The 26,856-nt window shown below is 63.2% G+C and carries 26 protein-coding genes; 6 read left to right on the top strand and 20 right to left on the bottom strand.

Translation table 11 applies throughout. From position 1 onward, the window contains the following. Positions 1 to 7: 7 nt before the first annotated feature. From ACQ4LH_RS08045 to ACQ4LH_RS08020, 6 genes are all read right to left on the bottom strand, one after another. Entirely contained in the window at positions 8 to 496 is a 489-nt protein-coding gene (locus tag ACQ4LH_RS08045; RefSeq protein ID WP_430696725.1) for an N-acetyltransferase family protein, read from the bottom strand. Between the two features lie 16 nt (positions 497 to 512). After that, positions 513 to 1,076 carry a DUF4136 domain-containing protein gene (locus ACQ4LH_RS08040; protein ID WP_430696724.1) on the bottom strand — a complete coding sequence of 188 codons (564 nt, stop codon included), beginning with the start codon at positions 1,074 to 1,076 and terminating at the stop codon, positions 513 to 515. A 24-nt stretch (positions 1,077 to 1,100) separates the two neighbouring features. Further along, on the bottom strand, positions 1,101 to 1,694 hold the full coding sequence (locus ACQ4LH_RS08035) for a DUF4136 domain-containing protein (protein WP_430696723.1): 594 nt from the start codon (positions 1,692 to 1,694) through the stop codon (positions 1,101 to 1,103). A 171-nt stretch (positions 1,695 to 1,865) separates the two neighbouring features. After that, entirely contained in the window at positions 1,866 to 2,615 is a 750-nt protein-coding gene (locus ACQ4LH_RS08030) for a methyltransferase (protein WP_430696722.1), read from the bottom strand. After that, positions 2,612 to 2,926 carry a nucleotide pyrophosphohydrolase gene (locus tag ACQ4LH_RS08025; RefSeq protein ID WP_430696721.1) on the bottom strand — a complete coding sequence of 105 codons (315 nt, stop codon included), beginning with the start codon at positions 2,924 to 2,926 and terminating at the stop codon, positions 2,612 to 2,614. Before ACQ4LH_RS08025 ends, ACQ4LH_RS08030 begins: the two co-directional genes overlap by 4 nt. Positions 2,927 to 3,031: 105 nt before the next feature. After that, positions 3,032 to 3,886, bottom strand: coding sequence for a MaoC/PaaZ C-terminal domain-containing protein (locus tag ACQ4LH_RS08020; RefSeq protein ID WP_430696720.1), 855 nt, complete (start codon positions 3,884 to 3,886; stop codon positions 3,032 to 3,034). Positions 3,887 to 4,067: 181 nt separating this feature from the next. Here ACQ4LH_RS08020 and ACQ4LH_RS08015 point away from each other — a divergent pair, with 181 nt between their 5' ends. Beyond that, entirely contained in the window at positions 4,068 to 5,060 is a 993-nt protein-coding gene (locus tag ACQ4LH_RS08015; protein ID WP_430696719.1) for an AraC family transcriptional regulator, read from the top strand. Positions 5,061 to 5,066: 6 nt separating this feature from the next. Here ACQ4LH_RS08015 and ACQ4LH_RS08010 read toward each other — a convergent pair whose 3' ends face one another. The 3 genes from ACQ4LH_RS08010 to ACQ4LH_RS08000 form a co-directional block, all read right to left on the bottom strand. Next, positions 5,067 to 5,837, bottom strand: coding sequence for a sulfite exporter TauE/SafE family protein (locus ACQ4LH_RS08010; protein ID WP_430696718.1), 771 nt, complete (start codon positions 5,835 to 5,837; stop codon positions 5,067 to 5,069). 216 nt (positions 5,838 to 6,053) lie between these two features. Then, positions 6,054 to 6,581, bottom strand: a complete 528-nt coding sequence (gene ppa / locus ACQ4LH_RS08005) for an inorganic diphosphatase (protein WP_305592579.1) — start codon at positions 6,579 to 6,581, stop codon at positions 6,054 to 6,056. Positions 6,582 to 6,659: 78 nt separating this feature from the next. Continuing rightward, a complete protein-coding gene (locus ACQ4LH_RS08000; protein ID WP_430696717.1) occupies positions 6,660 to 7,499 on the bottom strand; it encodes a zinc-dependent peptidase in 840 nt (279 codons plus the stop codon). Between the two features lie 111 nt (positions 7,500 to 7,610). Here ACQ4LH_RS08000 and ACQ4LH_RS07995 point away from each other — a divergent pair, with 111 nt between their 5' ends. Further along, positions 7,611 to 9,209, top strand: a complete 1,599-nt coding sequence (locus ACQ4LH_RS07995) for a protein kinase (RefSeq protein WP_430696716.1) — start codon at positions 7,611 to 7,613, stop codon at positions 9,207 to 9,209. 43 nt (positions 9,210 to 9,252) lie between these two features. Here the strand turns inward: ACQ4LH_RS07995 and ACQ4LH_RS07990 are convergent, their stop codons facing one another. The 5 genes from ACQ4LH_RS07990 to exaC form a co-directional block, all read right to left on the bottom strand. Then, complete coding sequence (locus tag ACQ4LH_RS07990; protein ID WP_430696715.1) at positions 9,253 to 9,720, bottom strand: N-acetyltransferase family protein; 468 nt, start codon at positions 9,718 to 9,720, stop codon at positions 9,253 to 9,255. A gap of 137 nt (positions 9,721 to 9,857) precedes the next feature. Next, complete coding sequence (eutC, locus tag ACQ4LH_RS07985) at positions 9,858 to 10,670, bottom strand: ethanolamine ammonia-lyase subunit EutC (protein WP_430696714.1); 813 nt, start codon at positions 10,668 to 10,670, stop codon at positions 9,858 to 9,860. A 14-nt stretch (positions 10,671 to 10,684) separates the two neighbouring features. Continuing rightward, entirely contained in the window at positions 10,685 to 12,079 is a 1,395-nt protein-coding gene (locus ACQ4LH_RS07980; RefSeq protein WP_430696713.1) for an ethanolamine ammonia-lyase subunit EutB, read from the bottom strand. A gap of 61 nt (positions 12,080 to 12,140) precedes the next feature. Beyond that, on the bottom strand, positions 12,141 to 13,589 hold the full coding sequence (gene eat, locus ACQ4LH_RS07975) for an ethanolamine permease (protein ID WP_305592591.1): 1,449 nt from the start codon (positions 13,587 to 13,589) through the stop codon (positions 12,141 to 12,143). Between the two features lie 181 nt (positions 13,590 to 13,770). Further along, complete coding sequence (exaC, locus tag ACQ4LH_RS07970) at positions 13,771 to 15,291, bottom strand: acetaldehyde dehydrogenase ExaC (RefSeq protein ID WP_430696712.1); 1,521 nt, start codon at positions 15,289 to 15,291, stop codon at positions 13,771 to 13,773. Between the two features lie 303 nt (positions 15,292 to 15,594). On the opposite strand from exaC, the gene ACQ4LH_RS07965 reads away from it, so the two are divergent. The 4 genes from ACQ4LH_RS07965 to ACQ4LH_RS07950 all read left to right on the top strand — a co-directional run bounded on the left by ACQ4LH_RS07965 (position 15,595) and on the right by ACQ4LH_RS07950 (position 19,906). Next, a complete protein-coding gene (locus ACQ4LH_RS07965; protein WP_430696711.1) occupies positions 15,595 to 17,499 on the top strand; it encodes a sigma-54-dependent Fis family transcriptional regulator in 1,905 nt (634 codons plus the stop codon). A 129-nt stretch (positions 17,500 to 17,628) separates the two neighbouring features. Then, positions 17,629 to 18,981: a UDP-N-acetylmuramate:L-alanyl-gamma-D-glutamyl-meso-diaminopimelate ligase gene (gene mpl / locus ACQ4LH_RS07960; protein ID WP_430696710.1), complete on the top strand. Its 1,353-nt coding sequence runs from the start codon at positions 17,629 to 17,631 to the stop codon at positions 18,979 to 18,981. Beyond that, entirely contained in the window at positions 18,982 to 19,614 is a 633-nt protein-coding gene (gene ubiX, locus ACQ4LH_RS07955) for a flavin prenyltransferase UbiX (protein ID WP_430696709.1), read from the top strand. It abuts the gene before it with no gap. Continuing rightward, entirely contained in the window at positions 19,607 to 19,906 is a 300-nt protein-coding gene (locus ACQ4LH_RS07950) for a YceK/YidQ family lipoprotein (RefSeq protein WP_430696708.1), read from the top strand. The genes ubiX and ACQ4LH_RS07950 overlap by 8 nt, the downstream gene beginning before the upstream one ends. A gap of 6 nt (positions 19,907 to 19,912) precedes the next feature. On the opposite strand, the gene ACQ4LH_RS07945 is transcribed toward ACQ4LH_RS07950, so the two are convergent. The 6 genes from ACQ4LH_RS07945 to ACQ4LH_RS07920 form a co-directional block, all read right to left on the bottom strand. Further along, entirely contained in the window at positions 19,913 to 22,537 is a 2,625-nt protein-coding gene (locus tag ACQ4LH_RS07945; protein WP_430696707.1) for an EAL domain-containing protein, read from the bottom strand. Between the two features lie 78 nt (positions 22,538 to 22,615). Beyond that, positions 22,616 to 23,227, bottom strand: a complete 612-nt coding sequence (locus ACQ4LH_RS07940) for a class I SAM-dependent methyltransferase (RefSeq protein ID WP_430696706.1) — start codon at positions 23,225 to 23,227, stop codon at positions 22,616 to 22,618. Between the two features lie 15 nt (positions 23,228 to 23,242). Beyond that, a complete protein-coding gene (locus ACQ4LH_RS07935) occupies positions 23,243 to 23,593 on the bottom strand; it encodes a DUF5629 family protein (protein WP_430696705.1) in 351 nt (116 codons plus the stop codon). A gap of 33 nt (positions 23,594 to 23,626) precedes the next feature. Next, a complete protein-coding gene (locus tag ACQ4LH_RS07930; RefSeq protein ID WP_430696704.1) occupies positions 23,627 to 24,268 on the bottom strand; it encodes an oxidoreductase in 642 nt (213 codons plus the stop codon). Between the two features lie 61 nt (positions 24,269 to 24,329). Then, positions 24,330 to 26,057 (bottom strand): C13 family peptidase, encoded by a 1,728-nt coding sequence (locus tag ACQ4LH_RS07925; RefSeq protein ID WP_430696703.1) that lies wholly within the window; start codon positions 26,055 to 26,057, stop codon positions 24,330 to 24,332. 139 nt (positions 26,058 to 26,196) lie between these two features. Further along, positions 26,197 to 26,652: a MaoC family dehydratase gene (locus ACQ4LH_RS07920; protein WP_275961931.1), complete on the bottom strand. Its 456-nt coding sequence runs from the start codon at positions 26,650 to 26,652 to the stop codon at positions 26,197 to 26,199. Positions 26,653 to 26,856 lie beyond the last annotated feature (204 nt).

Here is a 26,856-nt window from a genome sequence, read left to right as displayed (position 1 = left end):
CTGGGGTTCAGAGCGTTTTGCTGAACTGAATCAGTGCCACGCGCTGGCCCTTGGGATCACGCCGCTCGACCACATCGTTCAGGGCATAGCCGAGCTTGGGGTAGAGCAGCAGGCCGGCGCTGTTGGCGTTGAAGCACGACACCTGCATGCGCTTGGCGTGGTAATGCTCGCGCGCCAGCTGCTCCATCACCGCCACCAGATAATGCGCCACGCCGTGGCCGCGGGCCCAGGGGGCGACCATCAGGTTGCCCAGGGCGCAGTGGTCGTCGTAATGCCACTGATAGAAGTTGGCAAAGCCGGCGACCCGGCCATCGAGCAGCACTACGGTACTGTCGCGGCGCTCGGCCATGGCTGCGGCCAGCTGACCGATGCTTAGCGGCCAATCGGCCTTGGGGTAGCAGAAGAACAGCTCGTCGGCGTTCTGCGGAAAGCCGACGATCTCGGCCAGATCAGCCGCCGCAGCGGGGCGATGGCTGAGGTGTGGGGTTGGGCTCATGCAACATTCTTGTCGGTCAGTGGGGCGGATACTGGCTTAGCACTTCGGCGACCGTACTGCGTATTGCTGCCTCGCGCTCGCTGGGGCTGGGTTGGCGGCTGCGCAGCACCTGTTCGGCACTGCCGCGCCAGACCAGCTTGCCGTCCTTGCCGTCGAGCAGGTCGATCTGCAGGGTGCCGACCTGATAGTCCAGGGTGCGGGTTTCCACATAACTTGGGCCACCCCAGAAACCGCCGCGCCACGGGTCGCCCCAGGCTCCGCCAAAGTGGGTGCTGACCTGCTGCTGGCGATTGTCGACGATCATCCACACCTGCACCTTGAGATCGCCCGCCGTGTTTGCCGCTGCCGCGCGCAGGCCACGTTGGTCGAGCTGTTCGCTGACGGCGCTGCGGATGCGCTGGCCGGTGAGGTCGCTGTTAATGCGCGGGTCATCGGGTTTGTACTGCACGGCGGGTTCCTGCCAGCTCCAGCTGCGGTAGGCGGCAAAATCGCGGTTGGGGTCGAAGTCGCGTTCCAGCTGCGGCGTCTGGCAGGCGCTGAGGATCAGCAGCAGGGGCAGTAACAGCAGTGATGCACGCATGGATGCTCTCCTCGGGTTCAGCAATCAGTTTGGCGGATACGCCGCCAGGGCCTGTTGTACCGCATTGCGCAGCGCGGCGGCGCGTTCACTCTGGCTGCCGCTGCTGAGGGTTTCGGCGCTGGCGCTCCAGATCGGCTGGCCATCCTGGCCGTCGAACAGTTCGATGCGCACCACCATGACTTCTTCGGTATAGCTGCGCACCAGCGGCGCGCTACCCCACATGCCGTACTCATCGCCATAGCGACTATGACCGTAATGGCTACCGTAGCGTTCGGTAACCTGGCGCAGGCGTTGCTCCAGCCGTAGCTCGGCGCTGACCTTCAGGTCGCTGGTTTTGCCGGCACGATGTGGGCGCAGGCCGCGTTGGTCGAGGGCATTGCTCAGGGCTTCCTGCACCTGCTCGGAGCTGGCCCAGGCGGTGCCGGCTGGCAGCTGCTGCCAGCTCCAGGTGCGATAGCTGCCATAGTCGCGCGGCGCTGCCGGGTAGGCGCTGCGGTCCAGTTGTTGCGGCGAGTGAGCGGGCGCCGGCGGCAGCGGTTTGCTGTCGGCGACATAAGGGTTCTGGCTCTGACAGGCCGTGAGGGTGGCCAGTAGCAGTAGAACCCAGAGCTGTTTCATGCACTTCTCCTGCTACTCGAATATAAGCGTGGCAGGCCGTTGAGAAACGTAGGCGAGGCCGGCAAGACAAGGCAAAAACAGGCGAGGAAGCGGAGTTTACTGTTGTAAATGAGCATTCCGAGCCTGTTTTTAACGCAGTATTGCCAACGTAGGTAGTTTTTCAACGGCCTGTCAGCGTGGCCGGCAGATCCAGTGTAAGTAACGGCCCAGACCGGCAAAGCTGGGGTGGCGGCGGTAGGCCAGTTCCATTTCCAGCAGGTCGAGCAGCTCGGCCTTGGCCTGGAAGGGTTGCGGCATATAGTCGTGAAACACCCGCACGCCACTCTGGCTTTCGACCTGCCAATTAGCCTCAAGTTGCGCCGCCAGCTCGCGCGGATCAAGCGGCATCTGCGGCGTCAGGCTCTGTTTCTCACCGGCGAACTCGGCCTTGCGCAGTTTGCGGAAGTGGCCCTTGAGCAGGTTGCGGTAGATCAGCGCGTCCTTGTTGTAGAACGCCAGCGACAACCAGCCGCCGGGTGCGCACAGCTGGTGCAGCACCGGCAGGATGCTGTGCGGTTCGGCCAGCCATTCCAGCACTGCGTGGCAGATCACCAGGTCATAGGGTTGCTCGAGCTGGCCGAGCAGGTCCTGCCAGGGCGCCTGGATAAAGGTGGCCTGCTGGCCGGCGGCAGCAAAGCGCTCGCGGGCGCCATTCAGCATCGGTTCAGCGGGTTCGGTCAGCGTCACCTGATGGCCGCGCTCGGCCAGCCACAGCGACATATGGCCAAGGCCCGCGCCAATATCCAGCACCCGCAGCGGGCGCTCGGGCAGGGCTTCGGCCAGGTCGGCCTGGAGCACGGCCAGGCGAATCGCGCCCTTGGCGCCGCCATAGATCTTCTCGGCAAAGCGCGTGGCCAACTCGTCAAAGTGCCGGTCAGTCATGGCGCGTCTCCGAGAAAGCGCCGTTCGTTGTCGGCCAGCTTGGCGCGCACCACCTGCTCCATATCCAGGCCAAGCTCGCCGCACAGCAGCACCAAGTAGAGGACGATATCGCCGATTTCCTGACCGGCATGGGCCAGTTGCTCGGCGGGTAGCTCGCGTGACTGCGCCTCGGTTAGCCACTGGAAGATTTCCACCAGCTCGGCCATTTCCACGCTGGCGGCCATGGCCAGGTTCTTCGGGCTGTGGAATTGCCGCCAGTCGTTGCGATCACGAATGGCGTGCATGCGGGTGGTCAGTTCGGCGAGGTTCATCGGGCGCTCCAGCAAAGAGGAGCATAGCTTCGAGGGTTCATCTGCACTGTGCAAGCAGCTGCCGGGTAGTTACCGGCAGCCGTCTGCTTTATTTCAGGCGAGATTTCACTCGAGTGGCCGCCAGCTGCCGCTCATATGCACCAGTTCATCCTGACCGAGCAGGCTGAACTGGCCGCTGCTGGCCGGCTCGCTGGCCAGCAGGCGCACCTCGGCCGGCAGCAGCACGGGCTTCTGGAAACGCACACTCACTGTATAACCGGCAGCGGGCAGGCGCGGGCCCAGTTCGGCCAGGGCGCGGCCCTTGTTCCACAGGCCATGGGCAATGGCGCGGGGGAAGCCGAACAGTTTGGCGGTGGCGGCAAACATATGGATTGGGTTGTAGTCGCCAGCGATGCGCGCATAACGGCGACCGATATCCGCCGGGGCTTGCCAGTGCGCCAGGGTGGTTTGATCAAGCGCGGTTTCGGCGTCGCGCTCGGCGGGCTGGCCGTCCAGGCGCAGGGCGCGGCAGAGGATGCGGCTATCGCCTTCCCAGAGCAGGCCAAGCTGGTCATGTAGTTGGGTGATCAGGCTAAAGGTCACGCCCTTGTCGTGGGGCTGCAGATCCTGCACTTGCACGCTGACGGTAAACGGCCCGAGGCCGCCGAGTGGACGCAGCACGCGGATATGGTTTTCCAGATGCACCAGGCCGAGCAGCGGGAAGGGGAAGCGCTTGTCGGTGAGCAACTGCATCTGCAGGGCAAACGCCAGGATGTGCGGGTAGGGTGCGGGCAGCAGATGATCATCGCTAAATCCGCAGATCTGTCGATAGCGCGCCAGGTGCTTGGGCTCGACCGTGACCTGGCAACGCACGCCCAGCTCGGGCAGGCTGCGGCCAGTCACACGCCGGCGCAGGGCTGCGCGCAGAAACAGGGCGGGTAGGGCAGGTGGTGCGGGCAGTTCGAGCCAGTCGATGGCCATGGGCAAACTCCTCAGAACGGTGGCAGCAGCTTAGTCGGCCAGCGCCGCCGTGCATTGGCCGCATCGCCTGGCAGTGCGGCAGGCCAGTCAATCGCTCAACCACGCGCGATTCACGCCTTGAGCGCAGGGCCTAAAGCTGCCTAAGATGGCCGCGCCTCGCAAACAATAAGAACTCTTCAATATGCGTGACCTGACTGACGACGTGGCGCTGATGCGCCCGGTGATCGACGCCTTGCGTGCCAGCGGTACCGATCCCGATCGAGTGCTGGCGCGTGTTGGCCTGCCGCCTGGTGGCTTGCCTGCCGGGCGCTTTCCCCATGCGGCCCAGGCACTGTTCTGGAAAGCCGCCATCGATGAGTGCGGCGAAGAGCATGTCGGTCTCTATCTGGCCCAGCACCTGCCGGCATTCCACGGCCTGCTGCTGGAATACCTGTTCCTTTCCAGTGAAACCTTCGGTGAAGGCCTGCGCCATGCCCTGCGCTATGTGCGCCTGCTCTCCGATACCCTGAATGCCAAGCTGGAAGTGCAGGGCGAGCGCGCCGTGCTGGTGCTCGGGCTGATTCCCGGTACGCCACGGCACTTCCCGGAAATGCTCGCCGGTGCGGTAATTCGCCTGTTTGATGCGCTGACCGAAGGCGATTTCACCCCCTATGAAGTGCAGTTTATGCATGCCGAGGGTGCGCCTGCCGAGCGCTATCAGCAGGTCTATGGCTGCCCGGCGCAACTGGGTGGCGAGCGCTACGCGCTGGTGTTCAATGCCTCGGTGCTGGACAAGACCTCACGGCATGCCGCGCCGGAACTGCTGCGCATGCACGAGTCGCTGGCGCGTCGGCAGCTGGCCGAAGTCGAGCGGCTGGACCTGGTGCGCAAGGTGCGCGAATTGATTGGCGAGTTGCTGGTCGACAGCGGCGCCACCCTGGAGCAGGTCGCTGCGCGGCTGAATATGCCGGCGCGGCGGTTGCGCGAGCGTCTGGCCATGGCCGGGGTGCGCTTTAACGACCTGGTCACCGACTACCGCTGCCGTTTGGCTAAGGACCTGCTGCTTAACACCGACGAGCGTATCGAAGTGATAGTCGAGCGCACCGGCTTCTCTGAGCCGAGCACCTTCTACCGCGCCTTCAAGCGCTGGGTCGGCGAGACCCCGGTGGAGTTTCGCAAGCGCGGGAAAAGTTAAGGGTTGTTACTGGGCGAAATAGGTCGCCCAGAAGTAATAAAGCGTCATGCCGCTACCCACGCCGATCACCAGCAGACGCAGAAATTTGGCTGGCAAGCGCTGGCCAAGCGCGCCGCCGACATAGCCGCCCAGGGTGGCACCCACCAGCAGAATCACCAGTTCATACCAACTGACTCGGCCGGCGATGATAAAAGTCGCCGTGGCGACGCTGTAGATCACTGCGGAAATCAGGTTCTTCAGGGCGTTGGCGCGGGCCAGCGGGTGCCCTTCGATGGAAAACGCCGCCAGTTGCAGAATGCCCATGCCGGCGCCGAAGTAACCGCCATAGATCGATACACCGACATGCGCGGCCAGTGACAATGGGCCGTGCGGCGGTTGTGCAGTCTCGGCACGGCGGGCGGCCAACCAGCGACTCAGCCTGGGGCTGGCGGCAAACAGCGCGGTGGCGGCCAGCAGCAGCCAGGGAATCAGCTTGGCAAACACCGCATCACCGCCAACCAGCAGCAACAGCCCACCCAGCAGCCCGCCAGCTAGCCCGGCCGCCAGCAACGGCAGCAGATAGCGTCCCAGCGGGCGCAGCGAATCCCGCGCCGCCCACGCTCCAGCCAGGCTGGCCGGCCACAATGCCACGGCATTGGTGGCATTGGCCGTCACCGGTGGCAGACCCGCAGCGAGCAACGCTGGAAAGGAGAAAAACGTGCCGCCACCGGCCAGGGCATTCATCCCGCCAGCGGCAAAACCGGCAAGTACCAGCAGCAGAATCTCGAACACAGGCATGGCAAAGGCTCGGGCAAAAGGTCAGCAGCTTAACCAGCGCGCGTGGTTGGGCCAAGTCGACCAAGGTCTCTTACTCAGCGCTAGTCAAATCGCAGACATAAAAAACTGTCTGGAGCAGTTTTTAACGTCGCGCAGCGACGGCCCGAAGGGTGGCTGCCATGGATGGCAGGCATAAAAAAACCGGCTTGTGGCCGGTTTTTAGGGGGTGGGCACTACTTATTTTTGGTAAGCAGCGACCGCCTTGATAATCAGGTTGCGGGCCTCGTCGGCGCCAGCCCAACCTTCAACCTTGACCCATTTGCCTTTCTCGAGATCTTTGTAGTTCTCAAAGAAGTGCTTGATCTGCTCGATCAGCAGCGGGGGCAGGTCGGTGTATTCCTGTACGTCTTTGTACAGCACGCTCAATTTGTCGTGCGGTACGGCAACCAGCTTGGCATCGCCACCGGCTTCGTCGCTCATCAGCAGTACGCCAACTGGACGGGCGCGGATAACTGAGCCAGGAGCCACTGGGTACGGGGTCACGACCAGTACGTCGAGGGGATCACCGTCGTCAGCCAGGGTGTGCGGGATAAAACCGTAGTTGGCCGGGTAGAACATCGGGGTGGCCATGAAGCGGTCGACCATCAGGCAATCGGTATCGTGGTCGATTTCGTATTTGATCGGCGCGTGGTTAGCCGGGATCTCGATGGCGACGTAGATGTCGTTTGGCAGGTCTTTACCAGCTGGGATCTTGCTGTAGCTCATGGGGCGACTCCCGAGGGGTGGGCCAAAAAAGTGGCGCGATTATAGGCATATTCCCCCGGGGTTGCTACGCCAGGATGCCTAGCCATTGGTCGCGAACTCACTGTCTTCGGTTCTGACCTGATAGTCCGGATTGCTGGCCTGCAACTGCTGCAGGCGCGCCAGCGGGTCTTGCCGGTAGAACAGTGCCAGCTGTGCGTACACCGCCGGGAAGGCTTCGGCGAGCAGGTCCGGGGCGCTGAAGAAGTATTCGCTGGTAACGGCGAAGAACTCCGCCGGGTTTTCCGCGGCATAAGGGTCGATGGCGGTTTCGGTCTCGGGATCGGCGTCCAGCTCTTGGTTTAGCTGATCGAAGGCGCTCTGCATGGCCTTGGCCCACTCCTGAACGGCCATATTGCTGTGCAGTGGCGGCAGGCCGTTGGCGTCGCCATTCAGCATGTCCAGCTTGTGTGCCAGCTCGTGGATCACCAGGTTGTAGCCATGCCACTGGCCGCTGGCCTGCACGCCGGGCCAGGCGAGAATCACCGGGCCTTGCTGCCAAGCTTCGCCACTGTGCTCGGCGTCCCATTCGTGGACCACGCCGCTGGCATCGCGGTGGCGCTGCGGGCTGACGAAGTCATCCGGGTAGAGGACGATTTCATGGAAGCCCTGATACCAGTTGAGGTCGGCCAGGTGCAGCAGCGGCAGCTCGGCCTGCACCGCCAACAACAGGCGTGCGTGACCGTCCAGTTCGACGCCGGGCAGGGCACTGAGGTGTTTGTGATGCAGAAACAGCACGGCGCGTTCGCGCAGGCGCTGCTGTTCGGCGTCATTCAGGCCGTCGAGGATCGGCAAGTGCTGCAATACGGCCTGCCACTGCGCGCTGCTCACGGGATGACGGGCAAGGATGCGCTGGCGACGCCAGGCGCGGAGCGACCACATGGACTCTGCTCGGACGGTGGAAAGCGCCCACCATAAGCCGGGTGCCAGTGCTGGGCAAGTCGGCACAAAGGCTGCAACGGCATGCTTATCCGCGACCTGGGAGGGCTGCCAATGTCGATCGAGCGTCTGCATCATCCCACCGTGCAATTGCTTTGCGGCCATGGCCTCGACCTGCCAAGTCAGGCTGCACGGGCCCGCGCGACTTGGTTGCCTGGTCGGGAAGGGCGACCGCCGGTGCTGCTGGTGGCGCTACTCTGGGCGCGCGAATGCACTGATGTGGTGCGCACTTTGGAGGCGTACCTGGACGGCCTGCTGGCTGATTGCTGTTGCACCCCCGGCGGCTGGAGCGAAGCCCAGGCGGCGCGGCAGGTGTTGGCGGCGTTCAATCAGCAGCTGTTTCGCCAGCGCCAGGCCGGGCGCAACCTTGCTCAACTGAATGCCGGGCTGCTGTTGCTGCAGAACGGCGATGCGCAGTTTCTCCAGGCTGGGGCCATCGGTTTACGGCGCTATCAGGGCGGCGCGGCACAGAGCCTGATCGGTCGCGATGGCCTGCAGCTGGGCGCGCAGGCCGAGCTGGCGCTGGTGCAGCACAGCCTGACCCTGAGCCCTGGCGAGCTGTTGCTGCTGGCGCCGCAGCCACTGCTGGATGTGGCGGACCTGCGAGGCTTTCGTGGCGCAGGCGAGGCGCTGCAGGGCGATCCATTGCCAGAGCTGCTTGCGCCATTGCTGCAGGCCCCTGGCGCAGCGGTGTTATTGCTGCCGGGTGAAGCCGACAGCTCACCGGCACTGGCCCCGCGTGAGCCCTGGCGGGCGGTGGCTAATGCGCAACCGGGCCTGCAGCTGGATGGCTGGAAGCTGCTCTCGACCTGTCCCTATGGTCCGCCTGGGCGGGTGTTTCGCGCCACTGATCGGCGTGGGCGTGAGGCCATGCTGTGGCTGGCCGAACAGGATGCGGATGAAGCCTTCTGGCAACGCGAGTGGGCGCTACGGCGCAGTCCGGTGGCCAGCCTGGCGCAGGTGATGTCTTCACATCAGTCGCGCGAGCATGCCTTCTGGCTGTTCGAGCCTGCGGGCAAGGGCATGCGCAGCCTGACCGGCTGGGTGGCGGCTCATGGCCCGATCAATGGGTTGACGGTGCTGGCTCTACTTGAACAGCTGATCGCTGCTGTGCGCGGCCTGCAGCGGCGCGGCATGCAGGGGCTGTGGCTGGACCCGCGCAATATTCTGCTGGATGACGGCGGCCGCCTGCTGTTGCTGCCCGAACATGCTGCGCTGTTGCCTGGGGTGCCGCAGCAGGCATTGCCCGCGCAGGCGGTGCCGCTGGCCCCCGAGGCGCGTGGCGGTAAGGTCGTGGATGGCCGAGCTGACCAATTCGCCCTGGCGGCGCTGGCCTACTGGCTATTTTGTGGGCGCTGGCCGGAAGTGGCGCAGGCGGATGCCGACAGCAACAGCCGCTATGTACCGCTGGCGCAGTTCAGTGTGCAGGTGCCTATGGGTTGGGATGGCGTGCTGGCGCGAGCTTTGGCGCCGAGGCCGGAGGCGCGCTTCGAGGCACTGTCGGAATTCGAGCAGGCGTTGCGCCAGCCATTACTGCAGCAGCCGGCAGCCACGCGCCGCACGCGGCACTATCGGCAGAGCTGGCAACTGGCCGCCTTGGGCTTGCTGGTTCTACAGCTTGGGATTGGTTTGTGGCTTAGCCTGGAAGGCTGAGGGGCTGAGCCAGCGGCGCATTGTGCGTCGCTGGCTGGGCAGATTACGGCGCGGTGAAATCTTCGGTGATCGGCAGGACAAAGCTCTTGAACTCGGTGTCTTCCTTGAAACCGATGGATTCGTAGAGCTTGTGCGCCACTTCGTTGTTGATGCTGGAGGCCACACGCAGGCGTACGGCGTTAGTGTCTTTGGCCATCTGCTTGGCGGTCTGGATCAGGCGGTCGGCCACCAGCTGGCGGCGCGCGTCCTGGCAGACGTAGATGTCGTTGAGAATCCACACGCGCTTGAGCGACAGCGAGGAGAAGCTCGAATAGAGCTGGCAGAAGCCGAGAATCTTCTCCTCATCGTCGGCCATGGCCAGGTAGATCACCGATTCCTTGCGGCTGATGCGCTTTTCCAGAAAGGCGCGCGAGGAGTCGGGGTAGGGCAGCTGGCCAAAGTGTTCGCGGTAATTGACGAACAGTGGCGTGAGTTGATCCAAATGCTCCAGGGTCGCTTGGACGATGCGCATGGTGAGCCTCTACTTCAGTCATGTGGATGGCTTCGGCAACACGGCAGCGCTGCCTGCGAACGACCCCGATGCTGCCTAAAGCTTTTGGAAAGTGCAATCCAAACAAGCGTTTGGTTGTAGTTTGCGGAAATTTCCCTTCATCCAAGAAGAAAGTTTTCGCGTTGCGCCCCGCCGGCTATCAGCGGCACTTCGGCCTCATCCTTCAGATTGACCCCCGACAGTTGGCGGCGGCAGGCCTCGCGCATCAGGTACCGCAGGCGATGGCTGGCCATGGCGTAGCTCAGGCCTTCCTGGCGCACATTGGAGATGCAGTTACGGTAGGCGTCTGTCAGGCCGACTTTGGGCGCGTAGGTGAAGTACAGCCCCAGGCTGTCTGGCGAACTCAGGCCTGGCCGTTCGCCGATCAGAATCACCACCATGCGCGCGCCGAGCAGTTCGGCTACTTCATCGGCCACGGCAACGCGACCCTGGCTGACCAGGGCCACGGGCGCCACGCTCCAGCCTTCGGCAGCGGCCTGTTCCTCGATATGCGCCGCCATGGGCAGGGCGTTACGGTGCACGGCCAAGGCAGACAGACCGTCGGCGATGACGATGGCCAGGTCGTAGCCATCCGGATTGTTTTCGCGGTGCTGACCCAGCAGCTCGGCGGATTCGTGACTTAAACGCCGCCCCAGGTCCGGGCGTTGCAGGTAGGTGTCGCGGTCCTTGGCGGCGCTGTGCAGCAGCAGGCTCTGCCGATGCTGGTGGGCCAGGCCAGCGGCCAATGCGCCGTGATCAAACGGCAGGTGCACGGCATCGCGAGCCTGGGCATGGGCGAACTGGAAATCCAGCTGGGCGCGGGTCGGTATGCTGGTGCCGGCGCGGCCCAGAGCAATGCGCGCCGGGGTGAGGTTGCGCAGTTGCTGCCAGGGATTTTCGCTGGCGCCGCTGAGTGGGCTGTCATCGTACATAAGTGACTCCTCTGCTAACCAAGCTGCGCCAGGGCCTGACGAAACGCCGGCGGCAGGCTGTTGCCCATGCGCGGGCGGCCATCGGCCTGGGTGAAGATACCCATGCGCTGCAGCCAGCCTTCGAACTCGGGGGCCGGTTTCAGCCCCAGGCTCTGCCGGGCATACAGCGCGTCGTGAAAGGAGGTGGTCTGGTAATTGAGCATCACATCGTCGGAGCCGGGGATGCCCATGATGAAGTTGATCCCGGCCACGCCCAGCAGCGTCAGCAGCACGTCCATGTCGTCCTGATCGGCTTCGGCGTGGTTGGTGTAGCAGATGTCGCAGCCCATCGGCAGGCCCAGCAGCTTGCCGCAGAAGTGGTCTTCCAGACCGGCGCGGATGATCTGCTTGCCGTTATACAGGTACTCCGGGCCGATAAATCCGACCACGGTATTCACCAGAAATGGTTTGAAATGCCGCGCCACTGCGTAGGCGCGGGTCTCGCAGGTTTGCTGGTCGAGGCCATGGTGGGCGCCGGCGGACAGCGCGCTGCCCTGGCCGGTTTCGAAATACATCAGGTTGTCGCCGAGGGTGCCGCGCTTGAGGCTCAGGCCGGCGTCGTAGCCTTCCTGGAGAATCTGCAGGCTGACGCCAAAGCTGGCGTTGGCTGCCTCGGTGCCAGCAATCGACTGGAACACCAGGTCCAGCGGTACGCCACGGTTGATCGCCTCGATCGAGGTGGTGACGTGGGTCAGCACGCAGGCCTGGGTGGGGATTTCATAACGCTGAATGATGCCGTCGAGCATCTTCAGCATGTCGCAGATCGAACTGATGCTGTCGGTGGCCGGGTTGATGCCGATCATGGCGTCGCCATTGCCGTACAGCAGGCCGTCGAGAATGCTTGCGGCGATGCCGGCCGGCTCATCGGTCGGGTGATTCGGCTGTAGGCGGGTGGACATGCGCCCGCGCAGGCCGACGGTATTGCGAAAACGGCTGACCACGCGGATTTTCTGCGCCACCAGCACCAGATCCTGCACGCGCATGATCTTCGATACCGCTGCGGCCATTTCTGGCGTCAGGCCGGGCGCAAGGGCGCGCAGGCTGGCTTCATCGGCGCTGTCGCCGAGCAGCCAGTCGCGAAAGTCGCCTACGGTGAGGTGGCTGACCGGGGCGAAGGCCGCCAGGTCATGGCTGTCGATGATCAGCCGGGTGACTTCATCGGCTTCGTAGGGAATCAGCGCTTCGCTAAGGAAATGCTTGAGCGGAATATCGGCCAGGGCCATCTGCGCTGCGACCCGTTCGCCGGCATTGCTCGCCGCCACACCGGCGAGAAAGTCGCCGGAGCGCGCCGGGCTGGCCTTGGCCATGACCTCGGCGAGGCTGTCGAAACGGTAGATTTCACCACCTACCGTATGCTGAAAACTGGACATCGCGTGTCTCCCAAACGCCACGCTGGCGCAGCACGATCATGCTGCGCCAGCGCGGCGGGTGTTACTTGAGCGCGGCCTCGGCTTTACCGATGGCGACGAATTCTTCTTCCGGCGTACCGGCCACCAGGTGATGGCGGCTGTACAGGGCGAAGTAGGCTATCAGCACGGCGTAGATAACCGCAGCGCCAATCACCACCCGTGGGTCTACCAGGAAACCAGCAACCACGGCCACGCAGGCCAGCACCAAGGCGATGCCTGAGGTAAGGATGCCGCCTGGGGTGCGATAGGGGCGATGCATCTCCGGACGGCGCACGCGCAGGGTGATGTGCGCGGCCATCATCAGCACGTAGGAGATGGTGGCGCCGAACACTGCCACCAGAATCAGCAGGTCACCCTGGCCAGTCAGCGACAGGGCAAAGCCGATCAGGCCGGGCACGATCAAGGCCAGAACCGGGGCCTTGTTCTTGTTGGTCAGCGACAGCGAACGCGGCAGGTAGCCGGCGCGCGACAGGGCGAAGATCTGCCGGGAGTAGGCGTAGATGATCGAGAAGAAGCTGGCAATCAAACCGGCCAGGCCGATCAGGTTGACGAAGCTGCTCATCCAGGTGGATTCGCCGTAGGCAATGGTCAGCGCTTCCACCAGCGGGTTGCCGGAGGCCATCAGCGCGTTGGCACCGGCGCCGCCTGGGCCCACGACCAGAATCAGCAGAGCAAAGGCCAGCAGCACCAGCATGGCGCCGATCAGCCCGCGCGGCATGTCGCGCTGCGGGTTGCGGGTTTCTTCAGCGGCCAGCGGCACGCCTTCAACTGCGAGGAAGAACCAGATTGCATAGGGGATCGCCGCCCACACGCCGACATAGCCGAACGGCAGGAAGCTGCTGGCGCCGGTGGCTTCGGTTACCGGGATATCGAGCAGGTTGGCCACCGAGAAGTGCGGCACCATCGCGACGATAAATACGCCCAGGGCAATCGCCGCCACGGCGGTGATGATAAACATCAGCTTCAGCGCCTCACCGACGCCGAAGATGTGGATGCCGATAAACAGTACATAGAAGGCCAGGTAGATCGCCCAGCCGCCAATGCCGAACAGCGACTCGCAGTAGGCGCCGATAAACACCGCAATCGCCGCCGGGGCAATGGCGTACTCGATGAGGATCGCCGTACCGGTGAGAAAACCGCCCAAGGGGCCGAAGGCGCTGCGGGCAAAGCCATAGCCACCACCAGCGGTGGGGATCATCGAGGACAGTTCTGCCAGGGAGAAGCACATGCACAGGTACATCAGCGCCATCAGCAGCGTGGCGAGAAACATGCCGCCCCAACCGCCCTGGGCTAGACCGAAGTTCCAGCCGGCGTAATCGCCGGAAATCACGTAGGCAACGCCCAGGCCGACCAGCAATACCCAGCCTGCTGCGCCCTTCTTCAATTGTCTGCTTTGGAAGTAATCGGCATCGACCTGCTCTAAATCGGTGCCTTGCGGTAGACCTACCGCACTGATTTGTTCTGCTGCCATGGGAATTCCTTATCAACAAGCTGGCCGCAGCGCACGCCCGGCCAGGCTTGTAGGTATTTGAGGGAAAAGTGTTACCCAGTGGATCAGCAACCGTTGTGCCAACTACGTCTCTGGTCTAGACCTGGTGCGCGGGCTGGCAGGCCGATGTCGTTTCCGGCATCGGCTGCGGTTGCGCAGGGGCTTAGAAAAAGCCGAGTGGGTTGATGTCGTAGCTGACCAGCAGGTTCTTGGTCTGCTGGTAGTGATCGAGCATCATCTTGTGGGTTTCGCGGCCGACACCGGACTTCTTGTAGCCACCGAAGGCGGCATGCGCCGGGTAGAGGTGGTAGCAGTTGGTCCACACGCGCCCGGCTTTGATCGCCCGGCCCATGCGGTAGGCGCGGTTGATGTCGCGGGTCCACAGGCCGGCGCCGAGGCCGAACTCGGTGTCGTTGGCAATCGCCAGGGCTTCGGCTTCATCCTTGAAGGTGGTGACGCTGACCACCGGGCCGAAGATTTCCTCCTGGAACACGCGCATCTTGTTGTGGCCCTTGAGCAGGGTCGGTTGGATGTAATAGCCGCCGTCCAGGGTGCCGCTGAGTTTTTCCACCGCGCCGCCGGTCAGCAGTTCAGCGCCTTCCTGTTTGGCGATTTCCAGGTAGCTCAAGATCTTGTCGAACTGTTGCTCGGACGCCTGGGCGCCGACCATGGTCTCGGTGTCCAGCGGGTCGCCGCGCTTGATCTGCTCGACCTTCTTCATCACCTCTTTCATAAAGGCTGGGTAGATCGACTCCTGCACCAGGGCGCGCGATGGGCAGGTGCACACCTCACCCTGGTTGAAGAAGGCCAGCACCAGACCTTCGGCGGCCTTTTCGATAAAGCTCGGCTCGGCCTGCATGATGTCTTCGAAGAAGATATTCGGCGATTTACCGCCCAGCTCCACGGTGCTCGGGATGATGTTCTCGGCGGCGCATTTCATGATATGCGCGCCAACCGGGGTGGAACCGGTAAAGGCGATCTTGGCGATACGTTTGCTGGTGGCCAACGCCTCGCCGGCTTCCTTGCCAAAACCTTGCACCACGTTGAGCACGCCCGGCGGCAGCAGGTCGCCGATCAGCTCCATCAGCACGCTGATGCCCAGCGGGGTTTGCTCGGCTGGTTTCAAGACCACGCAGTTGCCGGCGGCCAGGGCCGGGGCGAGTTTCCAGGCGGCCATCAGCAGTGGGAAGTTCCACGGGATGATCTGCCCGACCACGCCCAGCGGTTCATGGATGTGGTAGGCCACGGTGTTGCCGTCGATCTCGGCGGCGCTACCTTCCTGGGCGCGCAGGCAGCCGGCGAAGTAGCGAAAATGGTCGGCGGCCAGGGGAATATCGGCATTCAGGGTTTCGCGTACGGCCTTGCCGTTGTCCCAGGTTTCGGTGATGGCCAACACTTCCAGATTGGCTTCGATGCGGTCGGCGATCTTCAGCAGGGTCAGCGAGCGCTCCTGCACCGAAGTGCGGCCCCAGGCATCGGCGGCGGCATGGGCGGCGTCCAGGGCCTTGTCGATATCCTCGGCGCTGGAGCGCGGGAACTCGGCAATCGGCAGGCCGTTCACCGGCGAGGTATTGGTGAAGTACTGGCCTTTGACCGGCGCGACAAACTCGCCGCCGATGTAGTTGCCATAGCGGGATTTGAAGGAAACGAGGGCACCTTCGGTACCGGGATGGGCGTAACGCATGCTGAATATCTCCTGGTTCTTATGCTTGTTCTGGTGATGCAGCGAGAGGCGCGCTGTGGCGCTTGTCCAGAGACAGAGCAAGGGCTGGGCCAGGAGAGCGTAATGGCCGGGTTAGAGCGGTTACGTGGTGTATAGCGAGGGATTGTGGCTCGCGGGCTGTATCGGCCCTGATACAGGCCGCGTGACACTCTGTACCAGGGTCGATACAGCGCGGTGACTCGCCGGTCAGCGTGTCTTGCAATGGCCGGAAAGCTGGTAGATGCTCGGTCACCACGTGCACCTCCAACGCGGAGAACAATAACAATGCACAACCCTGCAAGCCGCCACGCCCAGCAGGTGCTGACCGTGGCCCAAGGGCGCGGTCAACTCGCCGGTCCGGCTGCCGATTCCTCGGTGGCGCGCTCCTGGCTGCGCTGCCTGCAGCAGCATCACCTCGACCCGGCGCAGAGCATGCCGCCGGCAGTGATCGAGCACGCGCACATGCTCGAGCGGCGCGAACAGCTGCAACAGGTGCTGGAGATTTCCAGTAACGAGATGAACAGCCTGCACCGCCAGTTGGCCGGCTCTGGCCATGCGGTGCTGCTGACTGATGCGCGTGGGGTGATCCTCAACTGCGTCACCGAACAGGCGGAAAAGCGCACCTTCGAGCAGGCCGGGCTGTGGCTGGGTGCCGACTGGAGCGAAGCCTGCGAAGGCACCAACGGCATCGGCACTTGCCTGGTCGAGCGCCAGCCGCTGACCATCCACCAGAACGAACATTTCCGCAGCCGGCATACCGGCCTGACCTGCTCGGCCAGCCCGGTGTTTGACCCGCATGGCGAGCTGCTGGCGGTACTGGATGTGTCCTCGGCGCGGCATGACGTATCGCGGCAGAGCCAGTTCCACACCATGGCCCTGGTCAACCTGTCGGCCAAGGCCATTGAGGGCTGCCACTTTCTGCGCAGCTATGAAGGCGAATGGCTGCTGCGTTTTCATGCCCAGGCTGAATACATCGGCCAGTTCAGCGAAGGGCTGTTGGCTTTCGATGGCGATGGCCGCGTGAGTGCGGTGAATCAGAGTGCGATCAACCTGCTGGGCCTGTCGCGTCGACAGCTGCTCGGGCGCACATTGATCGAGGTATTTGATTGCCGCCTGGATGACCTGCTCGGTCGTGCTTCGGCGCAGCCCAGCGCCAGTTGGCCGCTGTATACCCAGCGTGGCCAGTTACTGTTTGCCATGCTGCGTGGCCAGCCTCGGCGCAGTACTCAGGCACTGGCTGCCGCGAGCTTGGCAACGCCAGGGCTATGCCTGGCCGATCCCGGTTTACAGAGTGATTTTCGCCGTGCGCTGCGGGTTTACGAGCGTGATGTACCGCTGCTGATCGGCGGCGAAACCGGCACCGGCAAAGAAGCCTTTGCCAAGGCCCTGCATCAGGTCAGCTCGCGTGGCGGTAAGCCCTTTGTCGCGCTGAACTGCGCGGCAATTCCCGAGAGCCTGATCGAGAGCGAACTGTTCGGCTATCGCGGCGGCAGCTTTACCGGCGCGCGCAAGGAAGGCATGCGCGGCAAGTTGCAGCAGGCCGATGGCGGCACGCTGTTTCTCGATGAAATCGGCGATATGCCGCTGGCGCTGCAGACCCGTTTGCTGCGGGTATTGGAAGAGCGCCGGGTTGAACCAATTGGCGGCGAATCGCAAGCCATCGATGTGCGGGTGATCAGCGCCAGCCATCGCGACCTCACCCAGCGGGTAGCCAGCGGTGAGTTTCGTCAGGACCTGTTCTACCGCCTCAATGGCCTGGTGATCGAGCTACCGCCTTTGCGTGAACGCAGCGACAAGCTTGCGCTGCTGGAATTTCTGCTGGCCGAAGAGGCGCGTGGGCAATCTGCGCGGCTTGATGATGCGGCCCGCGAGGCGCTGCTTGCCTACCCTTGGCCAGGTAATGTGCGCCAGCTGCGCAATGTGCTGCGCACCCTATGCGCGTTGTGCGAAAACGGCGTGATCAGCCACTCCGAACTGCCCGCCGAGATTCGCCATGCACGCCCCGCGCTTGCCCTGTTGCCCGCCGCCAAACCCGACCAGTTGGGCGACGCCGAACGTCAGGCGCTGCTCGCGGTCCTAGAGGCGCAGCACTGGCAGATGAGCCGCAGCGCCGAACAACTGGGCATCAGCCGCAACACCCTGTACCGCAAGTTGCGTAAACACGGGATCAAGCTGCGCTCAACGCTTTGAACCGCACCTCTTGAACCACGGCCCGCAGCGCGCCGCCAGGCCTCTGCGGGGCGGCGGCGCTGTGCTAATCTGCGGCCAGTTTTTATCCCGCCTTATTCACCGGCTCTGACGACGCCTTCAAGGTAAATCATGCATATCCATATTCTCGGCATCTGCGGCACTTTTATGGGCTCGCTGGCCGTGCTGGCCAAGGAACTCGGCCACCGCGTGACCGGCTCCGACGCCAACGTTTACCCGCCCATGAGCACCCAGCTGGAGGCTCAGGGCATCGAACTGACCCAAGGCTATGACGCCGCCCAGCTCGACCCCGCACCGGATCTGGTGGTGGTCGGTAACGCCCTGTCGCGCGGCAACCCGGCGGTGGAATATGTGCTGAACAAGGGCCTGCCCTATGTCAGTGGCCCGCAGTGGCTGGCCGACCATGTGCTGCAGGGCCGCTGGGTGATGGCGGTGGCCGGCACCCACGGTAAAACCAGCAGCTCGAGCATGCTGGCCTGGGTGCTGGAGCATGCCGGCATGAGCCCGGGCTTTTTGATTGGCGGCGTGCCGCAGAACTTCGGTATCTCCGCGCGCTTGGGCGGTACGCCGTTCTTCGTGGTCGAGGCCGACGAATACGACAGCGCCTTCTTCGACAAGCGCAGCAAGTTTGTTCACTACCGCCCGCGTACCGCGATCCTGAATAACCTGGAGTTCGATCACGCAGATATCTTCCCGGATCTGGCGGCCATCGAGCGGCAATTCCACCATCTGGTGCGCACCATTCCGGGCGACGGCCTGATCATTCATCCGACCACCGAGCCTGCGCTTAAGCGGGTAATCGAGATGGGTTGCTGGACGCCGGTGCAAACCACAGGTGAGGGCGGTCAGTGGCAAGCGCGCCTCCTTAGCGCCGACGGCTCGCGCTTCGAGGTGAGTTTCGAGGGTAAAACCGCAGGCACCGTGGACTGGCAGCTGACCGGCCAGCACAACGTGGCCAATGCCCTGGCGGTACTGGCGGCGGCGCGGCATGTCGGCGTGGTGCCGGAGCTGGGCATCGCCGCGCTGTGCGGCTTTATCAATGCCAAGCGGCGCATGGAGAAGGTCGCCGAAGTGAAGGGCGTGACCATCTTCGACGACTTCGCCCATCACCCAACGGCGATTGCCACCACCCTGGATGGTCTGCGCAAGCGCATCGGCGATGCCAAGCTGATCGCCATCGTCGAGCCTCGCTCCAACTCGATGAAGCTCGGCGCGCACCGCGATGGCCTGTCGGAATCCGTGGTGCAGGCTGACTCTGTGTACTGGTACGCGCCGCCGAATCTCGGTTGGGATCTGGCTGGCACCGTGGCTACGTCGACCGTGCCGACTCAGGTCTGCGATTCCTTGGAAGCGATCATTGCAGGGGTCAAGGCAGAAGCGACACCGGGCACCCAGGTCGTGGTGATGAGCAACGGCGGCTTTGGCGGCTTGCATGGCAAGTTGGCTGCGGCCTTGGAGGCATAAATGTCCGGTCCTGAACGTATTACCTTGGCCATGACGGGTGCCTCCGGCGCTCAGTACGGCCTGCGCCTGCTCGACTGCCTGGTGCAGGAAGAGCGCGAGGTGCACTTTCTGATTTCCAAGGCCGCGCAGTTGGTCATGGCCACCGAAACGGATGTCAGTCTGCCGAGCAAACCGCAGGCCATGCAGGCATTCTTGAGCGAGTACACTGGCGCCGCGCCGGGGCAGATTCGCGTGTTTGGCAAAGAAGACTGGATGGCGCCGGCGGCCTCTGGCTCGGGTGCGCCCACTGCGATGGTGGTGGTGCCCTGCAGCACCGGCTCACTCTCTGCGATTGCCAATGGCGCCTGCAACAACCTTATTGAGCGCGCCGCCGACGTGGCCCTCAAGGAGCGTCGTCAATTGATTCTGGTGCCGCGTGAGGCGCCGTTCTCCAGCATTCATCTGGAGAACATGCTCAAACTGTCGAACATGGGCGCGATTATCCTGCCGGCCGCGCCGGGCTTCTATCACCAGCCGCAGACCATCGATGATCTGATCGACTTCGTCGTGGCGCGCATCCTCAACTGCCTGAATATCCCCCAGGACATGCTGCCGCGCTGGGGCGAGCACCATCAGATCACCCCGGATGAATAAGCCTCTGGCCCGCGCGGCCGTTTGCCTGGTGTTGGGCCTAACACTCAGCGGCTGCGCCACCGTGCGCACCCTGGATGCCGCCAAGCCAGGCGCGCCGGTGGTGTATGCGGGTACCCGATTGAACTTGTATGCGCTGCAGGGCGGTTGCTGCGCCAATGAGCGCTTCGGCGCCGAGGCGCCAGCTTACCCTGCCGCCGACCTGCCGGTTAGCGCGTTGCTGGATACCCTGTTGCTGCCGCTGTCTTTGGCTACTGCCATAGGCCTTAATCTGGGCGTCAGCGGCGGGTTGTAGCGGCGGTCAGGCATCCGGAATGCTGGTGGCCTTGTCCTGCCAGGTGGTCGCCAATGGCCAATGTTCGAGGATGTGCGCCGGCCCTGGCTTGGCAAATAGGTAGCCTTGAAAACGCCTGCAGCCCATGCGCTGCAGGGCATCGTACTGTTCCTGGGTTTCCACCCCTTCGGCGGTGACGGCCAGGTTGAGGTTGGCGCCCAGCGCCAGGATGGTGCGCACGATGGCGGCGTCGCTGGGTTGTTCGAGCAGGTCGCGGACAAAGGACTGGTCGATCTTCAGTTGGTCCAGCGGCAGCCGTTTGAGGTAGTTGAGCGAGGAGTAGCCCGCGCCGAAATCGTCCAGCGCCAGGTGTACGCCGCGGGCTTTCAGCTGGCTCATCTTGCCGATAAGCACTTCCACATCTTCTACCAGCTGGCTTTCGGTCAGCTCCAGTTCCAGGCGTTGCGGGTTGGCGCCGCTTTCCGCGAGGGAGGCGAATACATCTTCAATAAAGTCTGGATGGTGGAACTGCCTTGCACTGACATTGACCGCCAGGGTCAGCTGCGCCAGTTGTGGGTGCGCGGCCCAGGCCACCAGCTGCTGGCAAGCGCTGTGCAGGATCAGGCGACCCAGGGGCAGAATCAGCCCGGTGCTTTCTGCCAGCGGGATAAACTCTCCCGGCGGCACCAGCCCGCGCGTGGGGTGTTGCCAGCGCACCAGAGCCTCGGCGCCGACCAACTGCCCTTGGCCATCCACCTGGGGTTGGTAGTGCAGGATAAAGTCGCGCTGGCCGAGGCTCTGGCGCAGGTCGCTTTCCAGGCTGGCGCGGGCGCTGACTTCGGCCTGCATCTTCGGGTCGAAAAAGCGCATGGCGTTGCGGCCGGCGGCCTTGGCTTGATACATGGCCATGTCGGCGCGCTTGAGCACTTCATCGACCGTGCTTTGCTCGTTGGGAAATAGCGCGATGCCGATGCTGGCGGTGCTGATATGGCTGCGGCCCTGCAGGGCATAAGGCGCTGCCAGTGCCGCGACGATCTTTCTGCCGACGCTTTCGACCTGCTGACCGGCTTGCGCGGGATTCAGGCTGAGGGCTTCGAGCATCAGCACAAACTCATCGCCACCGAGGCGAGCTAGGGTGTCCTGGGCACGCACGTGGCTGCTCAGGCGTTCGGCGACTTGCTGCAACAGCTGGTCGCCCATGTCATGGCCAAGGGTGTCGTTGAGGTCCTTGAAGTTGTCCAGGTCGATAAACAGCAATGCGCCCTGTTGCAGGCCGCGCGCATGCTTGGCCAGTGCCTGTTGCAGGCGATCGAGCAACAGGCGGCGGTTGGGCAGGCCGGTGAGCGGGTCGTAGAAGGCCAGCTGGTTGATCCTTTCCAAGTTCTTCTTGTGTTCGGTGATGTCAGTGGAGATGCCGCACAGCGCGTAGATCTTGCCGTGGCCGTCGCGCAGCGGCAGCTTGACCGAGAGGAAGGCGTGCTGGGTGCTGCCATCCAGGCTGCGGTTGATTTCCTCGGTTTGCACGCGCTCGCCAAGCTTGAGCACGCGGCGGTCGTTCTCGTGCAGGTTGGTGGCGGTGTCGATATCGAAGAACTGCTCATCGGTCTTGCCGATGACCTGCTCGAGGTTCTGGCCGAACAGCTCGCAGACCTTGCGGTTGGCATACTGGTAACGCAGCTGCGCATCCTTGATGTAGATATAGGCCTCGACGCTGTCGAGGATGGTGTTCAGACGCTCTTCGCTGGCCAGCAGATGGCGGGTTTTCTCGCGTACCTGCTGGCGCAGCAGCAGTGCGCCACCCAGGGCGGCAATCAGCAGCAGGGCTAGAGTGGCCAGGCCCCACCAGACGCTGTTCGGGATCAGCAGGCGTGGCCGTTCACCGCCCCAGCGTTGCAGGCTCTGGTAGTAGATCGAGGAGGGCGAGTCCTGCCAGTTCGCCAGGTGCTTGTCGATGGTGGCCAGCAGGTCGGCGTTCTGTCCTTTGCGCGTGGCGTAGAACAGCTGCGCCGGCTGAAACATGATCGAGGAGCTTTGCAGTTGATAGCTCGGCGCATGGAAGTCGCCAAAACGCTGGTTGGCCACCACCGCGTCAGCCTGCCCGGCAGCCACCCGCTCAAAACCCTGGGGCAGGCTGGGTACGCCGATCAACTGGGCTTTCAGGCCAAAACTTGTGAGCAGTCCACGTAGGTATTCTTCCTGCACCGAGCCCTGCAACACGGCAATGCGTAGACCTTTGAGATCGAGTATCGACCTGAGCTGGAGGTCTTCGCTGCTGTAGACCTGCGACCAACTGACCAGTGACGGGACCTTGTGGAAGTCGAGCACTTGGGCGCGGCTGTCGTTGTAGGCCACGTCGGGCATCAGGTCGATTTCACCGCTCTGCGCCAGTTCCAGACACTCTTGCCACTCACAGGGTCTGGGGCGCAGTTGCCAGTCTTCCTGATGAGCGATTTCATTCAGCAGTTCGCCGAGGATGCCGGACAGTTTGCCGTCCTGGCCCAGGAGGATTTTCGGCTCGTTGGCGTAAACCCCCACGCGGACCTCGCGTGACTGCGCGCTGCTTGGCGAGGCAGCCGTAAGGCCCGCAGCAAATAGCAGAAGAGTGCTGAGGTGGCGAAATGACAGGCGCTTCATGCGTGGGCCAACTTCCATACGAGAATCCATGGCCTAACGATAGTCAGGATATGGTGCAGGTGCTGACCGCTAATGGCAATTGGCTATTTATGCGGGCTAATGAGCCCAGCCTTGATAGATATAAGTCATGGGCTTTGGACCTTTGAGATAGCGATTGCTTAGCTCGCCGATTTGAAAACCGCCCGCGGTGATCAGCGCCGTGATATCGCGGTTGAGGTGGCAGCCACCTGCCAGTGGTTTCCATAGCGGCGTCAGGCGGTTCTGCCAGCGCAGTACGGGCAGTTCCGGGGCCAGGCCGTGTTCGCAGAACAGCAGGCGGCCGCCGGGCTTGAGCACGCGGCGCATTTCTTTTAGCGCCGCCACGGCATCGGGGATGGTGCACAGGGTAAAGGTGCAGACGATGCTGTCGAAGCTGGCATCGTCGGCCTGGATCTGCCCCAGTTCGAGGGCAATCATCTCCACAGGGATGCTGATGGCTGCCGCGCGTTGCCGGGCCAGCTTCTGCATATCGGCGCTGGGGTCGACGCCGATAATTACGCTGACCTTTTCAGCATCGTAGAAGGCCAAGTTGAGGCCGCTGCCGATACCGATTTCTAGCACCCGGCCATGGGCCTGGGGCACCAGCTGCGAGCGGGCTTTCATCACCTCGCCCATGCCGCAGGCAAAATCGATCAGATGCGGCAGTAAATAGCGGTCATATAGTCCCACGCGCCTGTCCTCACGCTATTCAGCGTCGTTGCTGGCGTCTTCCGGCAGGTCGCTGTTGTCGCCGCTGACGGCGGCAAAGCACTTGATCAGATGAGTGTCGGCAACACCGCTGATGCTCCAGGCATCGGCTTCGCCGTCGAAACGCGCGGCGATTACCTGGGCCAGGCTGAAGTGCCATTTGCGCAGGGCGCGGCCGTCCATGCATTCGATGCTGAGCAGCGGTGTGTCGCCAGCAGGTGGGTTGCCGGCCTGGTGCTGGGCCAGTTGTTCGGCGTTGAGGCTGAACTGCCAGGCATGCAGCTCGTCGATTTCCAGCATGTCGGCGTTGCTCAGGGCGCTGATCAGGTCGTGCGGGGTGGTGCTCATAGGTCGATGGCTTCTGGTTGTGATTAACGGCAGTTAGCGGCCGAGACGGCGCAGTTGATCTGATTCGATTACCCGGGTGCCGGCGTCTTCTTCCAGCGCCAGACGCCACAGCGCGCGGGCCAGGACGGTGGCTTCGATGCCGCGGTATTTGCCCGGCAGCCAGCGCATAAAGGGCGCGGCCAGGCGCTCACCAAGGCGAAACTCCTGACGGGCGCCGAGCAGTAGCGAAGGACGCACGATGGTCAGCTGCGGCCAGTCCTGCGCACGCAGGGCCTGCTCCATTTCACCTTTGACCTTGTTGTAGAACACCGTGGAATTGGCGTCCGCACCGAGGGCGCTGATCACCAGCAGGTGGCGTGCGCCGAGGGCGCGGGCGCGTTCGGCGAAGGCGATCACCAGGTCATGATCGACCGCACGGAAGGCGTCTTGCGAGCCGGCCTGTTTGATCGTGGTGCCCAGGCAGCAGAAGGCGGTATCGACCTTGCCGGCCAATTGCGGCAGCAGGTCGAGCAGTTCGCCTTGCGGATTTTCCAGGTGCGCGTGGGCAGCCAGCGGTCGGCGGCTGGGGGCCAGTACGCGGGCGACCGTCGGCTCGTTCAGCAAACGGTCCAGCAGATGCTCGCCGGTCAGACCGGTGGCGCCTGCGAGAAGGATGTGCTGGGGCGTCAAATACATAGTGTGAAGTTCTCCGCTAATATCAATCAGCTTATCAGGCTGTCGGGTACGCGCATGGCTGTTATGGGTTGACCGCAGATTGCGCTTCAAGTGCATTATTCAGGGCGCGCTCGGCTTGCTGCTCGCGCAGCTTGCGCCACTGTGCGATCACTGCTTTAGCGGGCCAGATCTGCGGCTCTGACGGCTCGAAACCGTCGGCTTTTTCGCGTTCGGCGACGCTGGCCTGGGCCAGCTTGAAGGCGCGCTGCAGGTCGTCGGTCTGCTGCAGAGCTTCGGCGAACAGCGCGCGGCCGAAGTAGGTGAAGTCGTTCTCTTCCGAGCAGCCGAAGGACACTCGATCTGCCCGTGCGGCGGTGATCACCAGGGTCTTGTCATCCTGCAGTTTGGGGATAAAACCGCCGGAGTAGCAGGCCGAGATCACCAGCACCTTGTGCCGATCCTTCAGCGGTTCGAGCAGGGCTGCCAGTTCGCTGGCGGGCAGGTCGTCGAGTTGCAGGCGCGGCTGGTCGAGGTTCAGCTCATGCTGGGCCGAGCCGTGGCTGGTCAGGTAGATAAAGATCAGGTCTTCCTTGCCGCTGCGCTCGGCCAAAGCCTGAACGCTGCGACCGAGGCTGGCGCTGGTGGCCAGCGGGCGATCCGCCAGGTGATCGCGGTGATTGACCAGGGTAATCAGGCCGTGGGCGGCGAAGCGTTCCTGCAGCAGGTTGCCGACATAATCAGCCTCGCGCATAAACACGCTTTGCTTGCCGTCGCCGGCCAGGGTCAGGGCGTACAGCTCGATGGCTGGCGTCGAGGCGGGCAGCTTGGCGATGGCGGCATCGAGCAGGCGGCCTTGTTCCAGCAGGCCGGTGGCCAGGGCGTCGGGTATGGCTTTGCCTTGGGCGTCACGAATCAGTCGGCCGTTCTGCCAGGTGCCACTTTGCTGGCTGCCATCGACCAGGGTCAGGCTGCCGGTGCCCTGGTATTTGCCGTAGGCAAAGTTGCCCTGATAAACGCTGCCGTCGGCCAGGCTCAGGCGACCTTCGCCGTGGTAGCTCCAGTCGTCGAATTGGCCGGCGTAATGGCTGCCGTCGCTGCCCTTGAACTCACCTTTGCCGGTGAGGCTGCCATGGACGAAACGTCCGCTCCAGACTTCGCCATCGGCGCTCTGATAACGGCCCTTACCGTGGAACTGGTTGTCGCGGAACTGACCGCTGTAGAGGTCGCCGCCAAGGTTCTTGAAGCTGCCCTGGCCATTGAGCTGGCTGTTGTCGAAGGTGCCGGTGTACTCATTGCCTTCGGCGTCGGTCAGTACGCCCTGGCCGTCGGGTTCGCCCTTCTTGAACTGGCCCTGGAAGCTGGCGCCGTTGCTCCACTGCAGTTTGCCCAGACCGTTGTACAGCCCCTTACTGAACTCGCCGCGGTATTCCAGCTGGCTGCCCTTTAAGTGGCCTTCGCCGCTGGGCGATCCGTCAGCAAAGCCGCCTTGGTAATGGCTGCCATCGCTGTAGGTGAGGCTGCCCTGGCCGTGGAAATTACCGCCTTGGAATTCGCCGCTGTAGACCTCGCCATGCTCGCTGCGCCATTCGCCGGGGCCATTGAACAGGCCGTCTTTGAACTGCCCCTGGTAGTAGCTGCCGTTGCTGTAATCCAGACGGCCAGGGCCTTGCAGCAGGCCGTCGACCACTTCGCCACGGTAGCGCCCGCCATCGGGTAGCACGGCATCCGGTGGCAACAAGGGTTCGCCATCGCCACAGGCGACAAGCAGCAGGGCGAGGCTCAGTGGAGCCAGGAGTGAGAGGCGGCGCATGCAGAAAATCCAGGCTGGAAGGTCGTTGCCGAGTATGCCTTAAAGTGCTCGGAGTGCCGTGATTGAGCGCACCGGCGCAAGCATAAAAATAAAAAGGCGCACCGGCAGATGCCTGTGCGCCTTTGTCCGGCGGCTGCGATCAGACGAAGCAGAGCGTCAGCGGCTCGGCGATATAGGCGGGTTTTTCCGAACCTTCGATTTCCAGCACAACCTTGGCCTTGAGCAGCCATTGGCCAGGGTTCTTCTCGTGGGCGTCAGTCAGGCTGACCACCAGGCGGACTTTGGAGTTGACCTTCACCGGCTGGATAAAACGCACACTATCCAGGCCATAGTTGACGGCCATCTTCAGCCCTTTGGGCATGATCATGATGCCTTCCATCAGCTTGGGCACCAGCGACAGCGAGAGGAAGCCGTGGGCGATGGTGCTGCCGAAGGGGGTGAGCTTGGCTTTTTCCGGGTCGACGTGGATGAACTGGTGATCGCCTGTGCATTCGGCGAACTGGTTGATACGTTCCTGGTCGATGGTCAGCCATTCGGAACGACCGAGTTCTTTACCGATATAGCTGGGCAATTCGGCGGCGGGTACTGATGTCATGGTTTCTCCTTGAAGACGCAAGTGTTGTTTTTTTTGGGGCGTAAATCCTTCTGCCCTAAGATCATCATGGGTTTGCCGTAGGGTCAAGTGCCTATTGCGGCCTGCGTCTGTGCCCCGCCTGACTCTGCGCGACCGCTGTAAACCGGCCCTTGCCGGGCGCTTCTGCTTATAATGCGCGGCACTGCGTCTGGGATCATACGATTC

Source organism: Pseudomonas peli (genome assembly GCF_050563605.1).
In the GTDB taxonomy this organism is placed as follows: Bacteria; Pseudomonadota; Gammaproteobacteria; order Pseudomonadales; family Pseudomonadaceae; genus Aquipseudomonas; species Aquipseudomonas peli_A.
Note: the sequence above shows the minus strand (reverse complement) of the source record. Positions and strands in the feature narration are given on the sequence as shown.

Excerpts from the sequence above, each read along its gene's own strand:
- ACQ4LH_RS08045 (WP_430696725.1), bottom strand. The coding sequence starts at position 496 with ATGAGCCCAACCCCACACCTCAGCCATCGCCCCGCTGCGGCGGCTGAT.
- ACQ4LH_RS08040 (WP_430696724.1), bottom strand. The coding sequence starts at position 1,076 with ATGCGTGCATCACTGCTGTTACTGCCCCTGCTGCTGATCCTCAGCGCC.
- ACQ4LH_RS08035 (WP_430696723.1), bottom strand. The coding sequence starts at position 1,694 with ATGAAACAGCTCTGGGTTCTACTGCTACTGGCCACCCTCACGGCCTGT.
- ACQ4LH_RS08030 (WP_430696722.1), bottom strand. The coding sequence starts at position 2,615 with ATGACTGACCGGCACTTTGACGAGTTGGCCACGCGCTTTGCCGAGAAG.
- ACQ4LH_RS08025 (WP_430696721.1), bottom strand. The coding sequence starts at position 2,926 with ATGAACCTCGCCGAACTGACCACCCGCATGCACGCCATTCGTGATCGC.
- ACQ4LH_RS08020 (WP_430696720.1), bottom strand. The coding sequence starts at position 3,886 with ATGGCCATCGACTGGCTCGAACTGCCCGCACCACCTGCCCTACCCGCC.
- ACQ4LH_RS08015 (WP_430696719.1), top strand. The coding sequence starts at position 4,068 with ATGCGTGACCTGACTGACGACGTGGCGCTGATGCGCCCGGTGATCGAC.
- ACQ4LH_RS08010 (WP_430696718.1), bottom strand. The coding sequence starts at position 5,837 with ATGCCTGTGTTCGAGATTCTGCTGCTGGTACTTGCCGGTTTTGCCGCT.
- ppa (WP_305592579.1), bottom strand. The coding sequence starts at position 6,581 with ATGAGCTACAGCAAGATCCCAGCTGGTAAAGACCTGCCAAACGACATC.
- ACQ4LH_RS08000 (WP_430696717.1), bottom strand. The coding sequence starts at position 7,499 with ATGTGGTCGCTCCGCGCCTGGCGTCGCCAGCGCATCCTTGCCCGTCAT.
- ACQ4LH_RS07995 (WP_430696716.1), top strand. The coding sequence starts at position 7,611 with ATGTCGATCGAGCGTCTGCATCATCCCACCGTGCAATTGCTTTGCGGC.
- ACQ4LH_RS07990 (WP_430696715.1), bottom strand. The coding sequence starts at position 9,720 with ATGCGCATCGTCCAAGCGACCCTGGAGCATTTGGATCAACTCACGCCA.
- eutC (WP_430696714.1), bottom strand. The coding sequence starts at position 10,670 with ATGTACGATGACAGCCCACTCAGCGGCGCCAGCGAAAATCCCTGGCAG.
- ACQ4LH_RS07980 (WP_430696713.1), bottom strand. The coding sequence starts at position 12,079 with ATGTCCAGTTTTCAGCATACGGTAGGTGGTGAAATCTACCGTTTCGAC.
- eat (WP_305592591.1), bottom strand. The coding sequence starts at position 13,589 with ATGGCAGCAGAACAAATCAGTGCGGTAGGTCTACCGCAAGGCACCGAT.
- exaC (WP_430696712.1), bottom strand. The coding sequence starts at position 15,291 with ATGCGTTACGCCCATCCCGGTACCGAAGGTGCCCTCGTTTCCTTCAAA.
- ACQ4LH_RS07965 (WP_430696711.1), top strand. The coding sequence starts at position 15,595 with ATGCACAACCCTGCAAGCCGCCACGCCCAGCAGGTGCTGACCGTGGCC.
- mpl (WP_430696710.1), top strand. The coding sequence starts at position 17,629 with ATGCATATCCATATTCTCGGCATCTGCGGCACTTTTATGGGCTCGCTG.
- ubiX (WP_430696709.1), top strand. The coding sequence starts at position 18,982 with ATGTCCGGTCCTGAACGTATTACCTTGGCCATGACGGGTGCCTCCGGC.
- ACQ4LH_RS07950 (WP_430696708.1), top strand. The coding sequence starts at position 19,607 with ATGAATAAGCCTCTGGCCCGCGCGGCCGTTTGCCTGGTGTTGGGCCTA.
- ACQ4LH_RS07945 (WP_430696707.1), bottom strand. The coding sequence starts at position 22,537 with ATGGAAGTTGGCCCACGCATGAAGCGCCTGTCATTTCGCCACCTCAGC.
- ACQ4LH_RS07935 (WP_430696705.1), bottom strand. The coding sequence starts at position 23,593 with ATGAGCACCACCCCGCACGACCTGATCAGCGCCCTGAGCAACGCCGAC.
- ACQ4LH_RS07930 (WP_430696704.1), bottom strand. The coding sequence starts at position 24,268 with ATGTATTTGACGCCCCAGCACATCCTTCTCGCAGGCGCCACCGGTCTG.
- ACQ4LH_RS07925 (WP_430696703.1), bottom strand. The coding sequence starts at position 26,057 with ATGCGCCGCCTCTCACTCCTGGCTCCACTGAGCCTCGCCCTGCTGCTT.
- ACQ4LH_RS07920 (WP_275961931.1), bottom strand. The coding sequence starts at position 26,652 with ATGACATCAGTACCCGCCGCCGAATTGCCCAGCTATATCGGTAAAGAA.